We start from the raw sequence: 12,930 nt of genomic DNA, 5'->3' as shown, positions 1-12,930 counted from the left end.
TTGGAGGATCGATGACCAGCAGCACAACCGCCGGAAGTCCGCTGAGCGACCCGGCCGTACGCGCCGGTCTCTGCGACCGGCTGATGGATCTACGGCCACTGACTGATCCGTACCTGGCTGTCGAGGTCGCTCGCCTAGCCCACCAGGGCGGCAGCCCAGCCGGCAGCAGCCGCCTGGACCGTGCGCTCACTGCCGTCATCCACGATCGGATGCTGCACGAGCCGGCCGAGCGGCGGGTGCCGTTCCTCGAAACCGGGAGTCGGATCGTCACCCCGCTCACCGCCACGCACCACCTCGCTCCGGTCGAGGTCGACGCGCTCCGGTTCGTCCTCCACCTGTCGTTTGAGTACCCGGGGATCGTCGGCAGCCCCATGGCCCCGCTGGCGCTCAAGAGCACTCTCGACCCCGGCTACCAGCCGGTGATGCCGCCACGGCAGATCCTCGAATCCCAGCGTGCCGCCGGTCCTGACGGGCTGAACACGAGTTACTTGGTCAGCCAGATGAAGGGCGGGATGAGCGTCGACATGGGTATCGGCTGTCCGCTGATGTGCGCCTACTGCTACCGCCGTGAGGGCGACACCGTCGACGGCTACCTCGGCACTTGGAAGCCGGTCGAGTTCATTGGGGCGGACGAGGCGGTCGAACGGTTGCTGGCCCACCCGTGGTTCACCCCGCACGTGACCCCGGTCGGCCTGCACATGTCCACGTCTGAGGCGTTCATCCCGCAGCTCTGGCCCCGAACCCTGCAAGCGTTAAAGCGGATGGACTCGCTTGGTCTGACCAACCGGGTCAGCTGCATCACCAAGTACGGCCTGTCCGACCAGCAGATCGCCGAGCTAGAGGCAATGCGCAACGTCGACTTGGACATCAACATCTGCTACGCGGCCATGCCCGAGTCCGTAGAGCCACCAAATCGGGCCAAGCGCCTCGACTTCCTACGCCGCGCCCTGCAATCCCGGCTCAACGTGCTGGCTTACTACCGGCCGATCGCCGAAGGACTCAACACCACCGACGCGCACATCCGCTCCGTCTGGCTCACCTTCAGAGACGTCGGCGCTCGCGTCGTCGTCCTCGGCGGCCTCAAGTTCTCCGACGACCACGTCAACTCGTTCATCTCCTACGGCCTACCGCTCCCCGCCGGCAGCTTCGCCCCCGGGAAGAAGTTGCTCACCGCCGACACCGAGCGCCGCATCATGGCCATCTTCGATGACGTGTACCGCGACGTGCCCGAGGCGGACCGGCCTGCGGTGTTGAAGCGCTCCTCCTGCGGACGGGTCGTCGTGCGGGGCCGCTACCTGCCCGACTACAACGCCCACCACGACCAGCCGGAGACCAACTGCCGCCTGCGCTGTCCCCTGACCCAACACGCCGTGTGCGCCTCCGCCCCCACACCGGCATCCGAGCAGGTTCGCCACCTGCTCGCTCGCATGCAGCGGCCCCACACTCGGTTCACCATCGCGGGCGGCGCGGTCACGATCCACGACGACATCAACCCGTTCGAGCGCACCTTCCTGAGGCAGAACCTGCTCTACCCGGTCGACACCGAGTACCAAGCCGCAACAAAGATCACCCGCACGCTGGCGCTAACGGAGGTGGCGCGATGAACCCGGCCAGCCCACTGCTCACCCGCCCCGCACCGGTAGCACAGCACCGCGCTCTCGCGCTCGCCCTCGCCCGACACAGCACCGACCCGGCAGCGCTACGAACTCTGCTGACCGTCCACCACCCGGATACCGCCGGCCCGCTCACACAGATCCTCGACGCCCGCGCGACCCTGCCCCTCGACGTCCTAACCACCCTCGTCGCCCACCGCCCGGAGCTACAGATCAGCACGGGCCGACTGCGCGCCCTGCTGTTTCCCACAACCGACGGCTGCCACCGATTCGCCCGCACCATCGCCGCACTCGAACACCGACCGGACGCCATCGACGCCGCGTTCATCACCACCGACCGATTCCACCGCCACGCTGCCAACGCCAATCCGGAAACGTTGGTTCAAGCCCTCACCGGCACCCTGGCCTGCGACCAACTCACCCCAGACCGGCTACCCACCGTCGAGGCCCTCCTCAACGCCCGCGACCGGCAACAACCGGACCCGTTCATCGACCTCGCCGCGCCACTGGTGACGCGGACCAAGCACGCCATCCTCGTCGCACCACTGACCGAACAACGAGCCGCCATCCTTGATGACTACGCCGCCCAGCACGGCGGTCTCACCCGAGCCATAGAAGCCTTCCTCGCCCGCGTGGAAGCCACCGTCCACACCTCGGCGGACGTAGCCGCCGCCACCGAGATGGTGAACTCTCTCCGAGATGGGCCACCCACGAACGCATGCCGCGCGCAGGCGCCACATTCTGCATGCGAGACGGATGATGAGGCTGTGGTCCAGGCGTGGGAAGCGGTGTGGGCTGCCAACGCAAGCACCTACGACGGCGCTGCCTACGAGCCGCACCAACGAGTTCTCGTCACCGCCTACCACCTTCTCGCTGAGCATGCCCGCGCCCACCCAGACACTCCTACCGCATACTGGGCAACCGACCCTGCCGGAAGACAACTACTCCACGCGGTTGCCGACCGGCTCACCGGCTACCACGGCATCCGCCCCCTCGACCGCTTCACCGACGACACCCACCTGCTCGCCTTCGCCCGCGGCCTAGCCAAACTCCACCGCCACCGCATGCCAGGTGACCTGCACATCACCGGATTCATGGCCGCCGTCAAAGCCGCCCGCTCCAAGAGCCACCTCATCGACGCCACGAAGCCCATCAACGTCGGCATCGTCATCCCCCTGCGCGACGAAACCCCACGCCTCGCACCGTCCTCGCCAGACAACCCGCATGGCCAAAACGCCGCCCGCGTCAAACTCGCCCAGCTCGCCTGGCTGATCAACACCACACCCGAGGCACGGGTCGGCATCCTCTTCGTCGACGAGAGCCCCACCGGCGACTCCGCCCTGTCCCTCCGCCGGATCCTGGCCGACCACCCGGCCACTCCAGGACTTATCACCACCATCGCCGCCTACCCCTACCAGGCCGGCGCGACCAGCGACGACAACGCGACACAGCCCGCTAGTAGCCCCGACGACACGGCGAAAGGCGGCGCGGTCCTGTGGGGCCTCGCACGCTTGCTCGACGCCGGATACCCCACCCTCGCCTACACCGACGCCGACCTCACCTACCCCCTCGACCAACTCGGGCTCCTCCTCCACGCCCTCGCCGCAGCCCCCGGCACAGGCGCGACGATCGGCTCCCGCCGCACCCCCGACGCCCACGGCTACTACCCGCCCACCGGTCCCACCCGCACCAACCAGCTCTACCAACAGGCCGTCGCCGAACTACTCGACCTCGACCACGTCAACGACCCCCAAGCCGGCTTCAAAGCCTTCCCCGCCGGCCTACTCCGCGACATCCTCCCCGCCACCCGCGACCGACACCTCAGCTTCGACACCGAACTACTAGCCCTCACCCACCTCGCCGGCCAAACCATCAACGAAACCGGCATCTGCGCCCTGCACCAATGGACCGACGGGGCCGTAGGCACACCACGCGACTACGACGCCATGCTCAGCCACGTCCGCCAGCAAGCGCACCGACACCGGTTCACACCCGGCCGTCGCCCCACCCCCACCCTCACTCTCATCGCCGACGCCGGGGGACTCGCACATGCCACACGGCGGCAAGCAGCCACCCCCGTCACGATCCGCCCGGCCGGGCCAGCCAAAAGGCCGTCTACATCGAGCCAAGACGCCATCGAGAGCCCCGCCTGACCGCAACAGGGCCAGCGAGGAGCGACAAGACGAGCGCCAACTTCGGTAGACGCACCACGCACCAACTCACCCCTACGTACACTGGCCACCGACACGGCCAAAGCGAAGGGGAAGACACTGCCTGTGGTTACCAAAGCCGTTATTGCCGTTGCGGGATTCGGCAGCAGATTCTTCCCCGTCGCGAAAACCCTCAACAAGTGCATGCTGCCCGTCCTCAACAAACCAGTCGTGCAGTACGCAGTCGAAGACTGCATCCTCGCCGGCATCACCAAGATTGCCATCGTCACCGCCCCAGGCCAGGCCGGAAGCCAGGTCCGCCACTACTTCTCCCCGGATCCGGAAATGGAAGCTTACTTCCACAACAGGGGATGGACTGACAAATGGGAACCGGCTGCCCGCCTCCAAGACCTCGCCGACTTCACATTCATCGAACAGCCCCGCGACAACCGGTACGGCACCGCCGTACCCGCCATGGTCGCAAAAGACTTCATCGACAGTGACGACTTCCTGCTTCTTGCTGGCGACGACCTCCTGCTTCGCGCTGATGGTGGAAGCGATCTAGCCGACCTCATTGCCCGCCGAGAACGAGCCGGAACACCAGCAGCCCTCGCTGCTGCCACTGTCGACGGCACCCAAGCACATCGCTACGGCGTCCTATCGACGCGTGACCGCGACGCCACCACCCACATCCTCGCCGAAATGCTCGAAAAGCCCCGAGACTGGCAAAAGCCCACCTGCTACATCAACATCAGCCGCTACTTCCTGCCCGGCGAGATCGTCACATATTTCGATAAACTAAAGCCGAATCCCGCCACCGGTGAATACCAGACCACCGATGCAGTTGAGGCGTATGCAGCCGACCATGACGTCCTAGTTTCACCCACCATCGGCACCTACTATGACTGTGGCAACATCAGCGGATGGCTCGCCGCGAACAATGCCGCAGCACTAAGCCGCTGATCATGGCCTCATGTTTATCTGATGAGGTCTTTACTCGCACTCCGAGGACCTCATCGTCAAGGCAGTTCGACGCAAGGCAAACCGACAGCCGCCAGCTTGGTCTGCAGGTTGATGTCACTGGTAGCGACGTGCAGAGCGGAGCCAGGATGATCTGACTGGAGGAGCAGCGCGGAGGCGACGAAGCGGTCGTCCGGCACCGCAAGGTCAAGCCAGGACGGAAGTCCGTCATGGCGGGGCTCGATGTGTTCAAACACCGCGTACACGTCACCGGCCACCCGCACGCCGGCCCGGATGTCGCCGTTGGTCCGCAGACCTTTGAGACGGCGGTCGGCGCGCTGGGCTGCGTCGCGGAGATCCTGATTGCGTCCGCCACGTTTGAGATCGTCGATTTCCCGCAGAACAACGGGCAGCAGATGGACCATGTACCGGCGGCCTAGTGTCGGGACATGGGCCGCAAGGTCGGGATTGTCGATCAGGGTATTGGTATCGACAACGAGGCGAACTGCGTACTCATCCGCTGGCAGCAAACCAGCCAACGCTCGCAAGTCGGCGACATCAGCAGCGAGCATTTCGGCTGCTTTGTCCACCGTCGCCGGCACGGTGGTATCAGGCTCGCGGACAAGCCAGCGTTCGAACCGGCCGATGGCCCGGTCGAGCCGCTCCGCAACCGTGGGCGTCGCGTGAGGGAACAGAAGTCGGAACCGAGGCTCCCAATCGCGGACCTTCCGCAGTAGCGCCATCCGGGACGTCTCCAGTGCGGCGTCGCTCTTCACCCACCCCCACCTGGCATAGCCGACGAAGATGCCGCCGCCATGGCGATTGGGGTCAACGTTGACGATGGCCGAGCGTTCGAGGATCTGGCCGTACTCGTCATGGATGACATCCAGGTCAGCGAGCAGCCGCTCAACATACGTCAGCGGCTTGTGCTTCCTGCTAGAACTGAGGGTCACGGCATCCACGATAGAGGCACCACCACGCGCTACAGTACCGCGACGGGCATCAACGCGATGACTGCCTGCCGGGGCGACGGCGGCAACGCCCGGGATCACCCGACACAGCCCGACACGAGCCGGGACGATGGTAGGGATCTTGGTAGGAAACCGTCCGGGATCACCCGACCGGTCCCGCCACATGCCGAGACGAAGCTGAGACGTAACAGCAGGTCAACGGCATTGCGCGGGACCGGCCGGAGCCACCCGGGATGATCGACTGGTTGCTTCCAAACTGACGGTGCGAGTTCGATTCTCGTCGCCCGCTCCAGCAACACCGGCCCAGACCAGCGGCGTTCCCACCCGCTCCGGACGGGTCGCGCCCGGCCAGCGACGCGGCAGGCAGCCGTACCGGCCGAACACCCGCAACGCCGCTCGCCGCTGCGGACACGGACCATCTACCCGGCAGGCAGGACAACGCCCGTCCGCGCTCGACTGGGTGTGCCGGTCAAGCTGCGACTGCGCGGCCCGCAACTGGTCCCGCACCGCCCCCGACAGGTACGTGGTCACCGCGTCTCACCCTTCGGTGCGAAAAACCGCGTAGGTACGAGGACTTGGGTGCGTTCGCCGCGCTGGTGGCGTGGGGTGACCTTGGTGCCCTCGACCCAGATCCACTCCTCCCACTCGGGCCGGTTGCGCACCAGACGGACCCCGGTGACCCGGAGCATCACCGGCCCGTCGGCGGGCCGGTAGCGGTCGGCCGCCTCGATGCGCAGCACCGCGCCGAGTCGTACCCGTAGGTCAAACACCACGCCTCCTCGTCGTCCGCCGTGCCGTTCCCGACGGGCCGGCAGGTTGGGGGTTGATCTGAAGGCCGGCGATCTGCGCGAAGACCTCCCGCCGCGCCAACGCCTCCCCGGTGGACGGGTCGATGGCGTAGCCGGTGAGCCACACCCAGCCGTCATACGTCGGCCGGTCACCGATCGAGGACACCCGCAGCCACAGTGCCCGGTTCCCGCCGAACTGCACCGACGCCCGACCGTCCAGGAACACCAGGTCACCCGGATCGGGGACACCCGGCGGACGAGGTTCCGGCCTGCGAGGCACCGAGGCGGGCGGGCTCAGTCGGGACCGTCGTTCGGGTCGCGGTCCCATGCCAGCACCCACCCCGGGCCAGCCTCAGCAGGACGCCGTACGACCGGAGCCGGCACAGTCCAAGCAGGACCGCCGGACCAAGCTCCGACCGGCGGGGAGTCCATCCCCAATAGCGCGGACCTCAGCCCGTGTGCGGACGTACTTCCAGGTCCGGCCCGCGCAGGACGCGCAGGCCCCCACCCGCACCACGCCGGGCGCGACGGGCTGGATGGTGCAACCGGACGGGATCAAGGATGATCCGGACGTGTTCGGAACTTCCGCAGCGCCAAGCATCACGGTCTCCCACCAACCAGACATTAGAACTAGCTCTATATGACCCGACCGACGTCACCCTGTCAATAGAACTAGCTCTAATGTTCGCGTGTTGGGCACACTTGCTGGTAGGGATAGCCCTACGCGGCGCATGGCTAGGAGGAGCGAGTGGGCATCGGGTACCGGGATCTGGCCGCGCTCCTGCGCCAGGCCATCCAGCGCGGCGACTACCCCGAGGGCAGCACCCTGCCGAAGCAGGACGAGATCGCCGCCGAGCACGGCGTCAACATCAACACCGTCCGGCAGGCGGTACGGGTCCTCGAAGCCGAAGGACTGGTCACGCCCGTCCGTCGGCGCGGCACCGTCGTCCGCCCACGCGTGGCAATGAAGCGCCTCGGTACCGACCGCTACGCCAAGAGCAAATGGAGAGCTGGGCTCGTCGCGTTCGCCGCCGACCGCGAGGCCACCGGTCGCGCCTGGACGCCAGGAGACCAGACCAACGAGGTACGACTGGCCGAAGCTGATGCCGAAGTCGCCGCAGCGCTCGAACTCTCGCCCGGCGCACCCGTCTACGAACGCGCCCGCCTGGTCAAAGAGGCCGGCGTACCGACGCACACGCTGACCAGCTACTACCGTCCCGAAGACGTGGAGGGCACATCCCTGGTTGACCCGACACCAGGGCCAGCCGGCCGAGGCGGCGGCTTCGCCATCCTCACCGCCCGAGGCTTGGAGCCCGACACGATGACCGAGACCGTCCACGCCCGCATGCCCACGCCCGAGGAAACCGACCTACTCCAGCTCCCCGCCGGAGAACCGGTGATGATCCTGCACCGCACCACGTACACCCACGAGGGCCGACCAGTCGAGTTCGCCCGCGGAGTGCACGCCGCATCCCGCTTCACCTGGTCGTACAGCTTCAAGATCCCCGACTGACCAATGACTTCCCCGAGCATCCCCGCCGAGCACCGCGCGGACGTCGAGCGCCTGTGGGACTACCACAACATGCACCACGAGATCCGGCCTGTTGACGTCGGCATCGGGCTCGGCAGCCATGACCTCGGAGTCGCCAAGGTCGCCACCGACCTCTACCACCAGAGGATGTACCCGCGCCTGGTCTTCACCGGCGCCAACGCCCCCACCACCATCGACACCTTTCCCCGGGGCGAAGCCGTCCACTACCGGGAGTACGCCATAGCTCACGGCGTGTCAGCCGACGTGATCCTCATCGACACCGAGGCCACCAACACCGGCCAGAACATCGAGAACACCCGCGCACTGCTCGCCGCAAACAACATCGAGGCACGGTCCCTGGTTCTCATGTCCCGCCCGTACCAACAGCGTCGCGCCTACGCTACCTGCAAGAAACTCTGGCCCGAAGTCGACGTGATCTGCGCGTCCCACCCGCATTCACTCGACGACTACGTGACCAGCATCGGCGACGCCAAGAAGGTCATGGACATGCTCGTCGGCGACACCCAACGCATCGAGAAGTACGCCGAACTCGGCTTCGCCATCCCGCAGCACGTCCCCGACGAGGTCCGCGCCGCCTACACCCGCCTGGTCAACGCCGGCTACACCAGCCGACTCGTGCAGTAAGACGGCACCCACGGCACTATCGCCCTTGCTAGAGGCAATGCCAGCCAGGCTGCTGACCTGAGACTGCCGGCCAGTTTGGGAGGACTTTCCGTACATCTCTCAAGGCGGCCCTGAACGGGCCGCACGCGCCGCCGCCTGGGCGCGCGTCCGTCGCTCCGCTGTCGCTCCACGCCGGCCACGCAACACGCCCGGCGGCTGGCGCGGAGAGCGGGGAGCCCGGTAGGCCGCCGCAGAATGACAGGATCTTGACAGGTGGTGTGGTGGGCCGGCAGCCGGCCGGGCCGCGCGGCCACGAGCCCGCGCGGCGTAGGGCAGCGGACGCCGGCCGCGGCGGCGCCGGGTGGCGGCTACTGCGCCTCCGGCGGGGGCGCTCCGGCTCCAGGATGGCCGGGCTCCGTCGGCGGATCACGGTCCGTGGGTGGTTGCGGCAGGCCATCCCGTCTGCCATCGACCCGGGCGAGGAGCGGGCCGCCGCCCGACCCGCCAGCGTCCGAACGTACGTCAAGGTCCGCTTGACGTGGCGGGCCGGCCGCTCTCACAAGGGCGGGTCGACGGCAGACGGGATGGCGAAATGGTTACTCAGGCTCGTCGTCATAGGGGTCGTCATCTTCCCGCATGGCCGCCATCGCCTCATGAAACGCTGCATGGTCCCACTCGGCGTCAGCGAGATCGGGGCTAGGCTCGTCCGCAGTCGTATCGAGAGGCTCGGAAAACATTAGTAGATCGAGGAGAAACTCTGAAACCTCCTTAACAAGCAGCAGCTCGTCTGTCCACAAACCAAATTCGAGATGGTCACTTTCTGCCGCGTGGGTCCAGTTCGCTGAGCCCAACCATGCCCGTCGGGGTCGCAGTTCCCAACGATCACCCCACTCAGTCTCCCATCGGTGTGCATCCGCAAGGAGCAACATTTTGGCATGCAGGAGTGGAGCGGCCCTGTCACTCCTCCAGCCGGCGAGGCGAACCGGACCAAGTTCTTCCAGGCTCGGGCCGGTAAGACCATAGGGTGTCATAATCGGCCGACGGCCATGGGCATCAACGAATCCAACGGAATCGAAACCCGGAAGGTATTCCGGAATAAGTGGCATTCCGTTAGCTTGAAGTGTGTGCGCTGCTCGTAGATCGTTGGCATTCTTTGTCATGACGATGCATGTGGGAAGCAGCGCAAGCGCCGCTACGAGACGCTCGTTGTTCATCCATGGCACGCATCCGATCGCGACGGGTTCGCACGAGTACTCTTCGCGATTGGGCCGCGATTCTTGAGTAAAATCACGAATTCCCTGCACGAGGTTTGCAATAACCGAGCCAAAAGCTATAGAGCCATTAGCCCAAGCGCGCGACTCCGACCATCGCACGAATCGTTGATGCGCCGAGAGGCTTCGAGTGCCCGTGGGGCGAGCCACATCTTGACTGGCCATGAAAACATCCTAAGAATCTGCACGTCATGCTTCTGTGGCTTTGAGGTCAGACCACAACGTTCCACTTCAAGCCGCCGACGATTCAGCGGACCGGTTAAGCGGGCGACTTCTAGTTGGTTAGCCGGTTACCTGGGTAGCCGGAAGTTGGTAAACCGCTTGAGCTGTCGGATGAGTTCCTGCGCGTGCCTTCCAGCCTCCTTCTCAGTGATAGCGTTTTTCCTTCGCAGCACGTCAGTCATTCTTCGAAGGAAGACCTGGTCCCACTTCGGCCGGAAGTCCTCGGCTGGGACCTCAATCAGAATCCTAGGATTATCAAGATTTTGGCTAAAGATGTCACCTGCACTGCCCGACTGAAGGTAGACAGCCTTGGCCGTCAAGGCTGATTCGACCAGAATCGCCTCGTCCTCGATGCTAAATGTTAGGACCGCACGCGCTCTAACTGGCCGATGAAAGTCCAGCATGAGGCCCACCATATCGGGTTGCTTCTCCACAATGCCCCATTGAGATGTTATGTCTCCGTTCGGAACGAACTGGTGGACCCGAATCAGCTCCTCGATCTCCGGGCGCCGCGTTGTGTCAACTATGAGAACCGGAACCAGGGAGCCTTCCACTTGGGGGCCTGCAAGTGCTCCATCAGCAACAATTGGAAGACGGAGGTCAAGTGAGATCTTCTCGACCCTGGTTGGCTTCAAGGGGTTCCGCTGCTTGATCTTCTTCATCGACTATCTCCCGCATGGCCCAGATGGGACTAGATTCGACTGGTCCGCGACTGTCATGGACGAGCACAAGATATTCTTCAACCCGCCGATCATTGGTCAACTCATTTTTGACCTTAAAGCTGAGCCAACCTGATATCGCATCGTTTGCCTTAATTAGCGCGGGAAGCTTTATGGACTCAACGTCTGGCTTAATTGGATCAGATTCACGTAGAGATGCATGAGGGAGGTGGACATCTAATCTCGCGCCCGCATTTGTTAGATACCCAACCCTCAACTCGGCCTTAACGATCGAACCGTCACGGTCGCTGCGATTGATAATTAGCACCTGGGCTAGAACCCAGCGATAATCCGCGCCCCTTGGGCGAAAGCTGATCTGCTCCATTAGCTGCAGATCCAATCGCGCAATGCGCCGGTCCTCTTGGGCCAACGACAGGCGAAGCGCCTTGTTTGCCGTTCGTCGATTCAAGATCGAAACGATGAGGGCTGCTGCTGCGATCAGAGCTGAGCATGCCGGGATCCATTCCTGCCAACCAGCGCCACCCGGCGTAGCAGGCGGAGTCGCACACAACATCACCACGACAGGATTATGCCTCACAGCGAGGGCGGTTAAGACGCCCATTATCTGGCGGATATCGGGGCATATAAGTCTAGATCGCCACGAAGTAAACCCAACGACGCGGGTCTTTGGCCCGCTGCCAGTGGACGTCGGTACGACGCGCCTCGCTCTGCCACAATCCTCCAATGGCGACCGGACCAGACCTGGCGACACTGCGGGAGATCCTGGGATTCGTGCCCTCGATGATCAGTGAGTCGAATACTCACAAGGCCCTTGCTGATGCTTGCAAGCAGCTCGGGCTGCCGACACCGGTGAGTGAGGGCTCGAAGTACGAGCGGGCCCGCAGCAGCTTCCTGGCGTTGCCCGACGTTGGCTTGCCTCAGCTCGCCGAACGGGTTCTGGTGTACGAGCACCTTGACGTGCGGACCCGGAACGGGATCCAGGACGTGTTGTGGGCAGCTGCACATCCCCTTCCGATCTCCAAGCGGGTTCGGCGTGAGATCGCACGGGATCTTGACTTGGAGTACCTGGTTCACGGCGCTCGAAGATTCGAGGCCCTTCTGGACAGTCTATGGGTACTGGACGACAACCCCTTCGCCGCGCTTCTGAATGACGGGTCGAACCTGCGTACACGCATCCACCGACACGTGTTCGACAATCCCGGGGACTGGTCGACCGAGGAACTATTCGAGAGCCTCGGTGTCTTCGAGGCGTCCGATAGGCGGTTTTCGTTGTTCCTCGAAGGGATGACGTCCGCTGACGTAGTGCCCGACGAGGCGGCCCAGCGGCACATCGCTACAACGATGAATCGACACTTACGAACGGAAAGTGTCGAGCTGCGGGAAGCCGGCACGGACGGCGGTTATCCGGTGTTCTTCTTAGTATCTACGAAGACGGCGACCTCCAAGCGTCCGAAGAATATCGTTTTCGCCTCGCGGTCCAAGCCAGACATTCGGATCGTTGATGCCGTCAACAACGACATCGAGATTGTCGGTAACGCCGAGGACGTGCTGGTATATGACCGCCCGCTTGGCGCGGACGGGGTCCGATGGCGTGACCTGCAGGTGTGGTGGAAGGAGACGCGTAACCTGCGAAGCGATGCCGAAGCGAAGTCGACGCTCTACAAGCGGTTGCGAAGCAGCCTTCCCGCAGAATCGCCGCCGCAGAGGCTGTTGTATGACCTTTATCATGAGCTGTTCGGAACTGCCGTATACGATCTGCCCGCGCTTCTGCCTGAAGTGTGGCTGCACTGGGACCCGAAGACTGTCCGCATGCGCGGAGTGCAAGCAATGTTGCGATTCCGCATGGACTTCTTGATGCTCTTGCCACATGGTCTGCGTGTGGTATTGGAGGTTGACGGCATGCACCACTACGCCAGGAACGGTCACCCGGACCCGGCCCGGTATGCCGGCAACATGCGTGCCGACAGGGAACTCAAGCTGAGTGGTTATGAGGTGTTCCGATTCGGTAGTGTCGAGTTGCAGGACCGGCATCAGGCGAGAGAAACTCTGCGGCATTTCTTCACAGATCTATTTCGCTCCGCGGGCGTGGAGGTTTCGCCTCTGCCGGCATGAATCTGGCC

Annotated in this window: 12 protein-coding genes; 6 read left to right on the top strand and 6 right to left on the bottom strand. The window is 64.3% G+C overall.

Annotated elements, in window-relative coordinates; translation table 11 throughout:
* Positions 1–11: 11 nt before the first annotated feature.
* The 3 genes from E0H26_RS25335 to E0H26_RS25325 all read left to right on the top strand — a co-directional run bounded on the left by E0H26_RS25335 (position 12) and on the right by E0H26_RS25325 (position 4,726).
* Positions 12–1,604, top strand: a complete 1,593-nt coding sequence (locus tag E0H26_RS25335; protein WP_131307975.1) for a hypothetical protein — start codon at positions 12–14, stop codon at positions 1,602–1,604.
* Positions 1,601–3,766 carry a glycosyltransferase family protein gene (locus E0H26_RS25330; RefSeq protein WP_131307973.1) on the top strand — a complete coding sequence of 722 codons (2,166 nt, stop codon included), beginning with the start codon at positions 1,601–1,603 and terminating at the stop codon, positions 3,764–3,766. Before E0H26_RS25335 ends, E0H26_RS25330 begins: the two co-directional genes overlap by 4 nt.
* Positions 3,767–3,889: 123 nt before the next feature.
* A complete protein-coding gene (locus tag E0H26_RS25325; RefSeq protein ID WP_165521980.1) occupies positions 3,890–4,726 on the top strand; it encodes a sugar phosphate nucleotidyltransferase in 837 nt (278 codons plus the stop codon).
* 56 nt (positions 4,727–4,782) lie between these two features.
* Here E0H26_RS25325 and E0H26_RS25320 read toward each other — a convergent pair whose 3' ends face one another.
* From E0H26_RS25320 to E0H26_RS25305, 3 genes are all read right to left on the bottom strand, one after another.
* Positions 4,783–5,676 (bottom strand): PIN domain-containing protein, encoded by an 894-nt coding sequence (locus E0H26_RS25320; protein WP_206025364.1) that lies wholly within the window; start codon positions 5,674–5,676, stop codon positions 4,783–4,785.
* A 545-nt stretch (positions 5,677–6,221) separates the two neighbouring features.
* Complete coding sequence (locus E0H26_RS25310; protein ID WP_165521979.1) at positions 6,222–6,464, bottom strand: hypothetical protein; 243 nt, start codon at positions 6,462–6,464, stop codon at positions 6,222–6,224.
* Positions 6,457–6,810, bottom strand: a complete 354-nt coding sequence (locus E0H26_RS25305; RefSeq protein WP_240742359.1) for a hypothetical protein — start codon at positions 6,808–6,810, stop codon at positions 6,457–6,459. The genes E0H26_RS25310 and E0H26_RS25305 overlap by 8 nt, the downstream gene beginning before the upstream one ends.
* Before the next feature lie 420 nt (positions 6,811–7,230).
* Between E0H26_RS25305 and E0H26_RS25300 the strand changes: the two genes are divergently transcribed.
* Positions 7,231–7,995 carry a GntR family transcriptional regulator gene (locus tag E0H26_RS25300; RefSeq protein ID WP_131307966.1) on the top strand — a complete coding sequence of 255 codons (765 nt, stop codon included), beginning with the start codon at positions 7,231–7,233 and terminating at the stop codon, positions 7,993–7,995.
* Between the two features lie 3 nt (positions 7,996–7,998).
* Entirely contained in the window at positions 7,999–8,658 is a 660-nt protein-coding gene (locus E0H26_RS25295) for a YdcF family protein (RefSeq protein ID WP_131307964.1), read from the top strand.
* A gap of 575 nt (positions 8,659–9,233) precedes the next feature.
* Here E0H26_RS25295 and E0H26_RS25290 read toward each other — a convergent pair.
* From E0H26_RS25290 to E0H26_RS25280, 3 genes are all read right to left on the bottom strand, one after another.
* Positions 9,234–10,073, bottom strand: coding sequence for a phospholipase D-like domain-containing protein (locus E0H26_RS25290; protein ID WP_131307962.1), 840 nt, complete (start codon positions 10,071–10,073; stop codon positions 9,234–9,236).
* Positions 10,074–10,198: 125 nt separating this feature from the next.
* Positions 10,199–10,792 carry a hypothetical protein gene (locus E0H26_RS25285; protein WP_131307960.1) on the bottom strand — a complete coding sequence of 198 codons (594 nt, stop codon included), beginning with the start codon at positions 10,790–10,792 and terminating at the stop codon, positions 10,199–10,201.
* Positions 10,731–11,369 (bottom strand): hypothetical protein, encoded by a 639-nt coding sequence (locus E0H26_RS25280; protein ID WP_131307958.1) that lies wholly within the window; start codon positions 11,367–11,369, stop codon positions 10,731–10,733. Before E0H26_RS25280 ends, E0H26_RS25285 begins: the two co-directional genes overlap by 62 nt.
* A 164-nt stretch (positions 11,370–11,533) precedes the next feature.
* Between E0H26_RS25280 and E0H26_RS25275 the strand changes: the two genes are divergently transcribed.
* On the top strand, positions 11,534–12,922 hold the full coding sequence (locus tag E0H26_RS25275) for an AbiJ-related protein (protein WP_131307956.1): 1,389 nt from the start codon (positions 11,534–11,536) through the stop codon (positions 12,920–12,922).
* Positions 12,923–12,930: the final 8 nt, after the last annotated feature.

This window comes from Micromonospora zingiberis, assembly GCF_004331455.1.
GTDB classification, from domain to species: Bacteria; Actinomycetota; Actinomycetes; order Mycobacteriales; family Micromonosporaceae; genus Micromonospora; species Micromonospora zingiberis.
The sequence above is the reverse complement of the archived record's forward strand: the minus strand, read 5'-3'. Positions and strand labels throughout refer to the sequence as shown.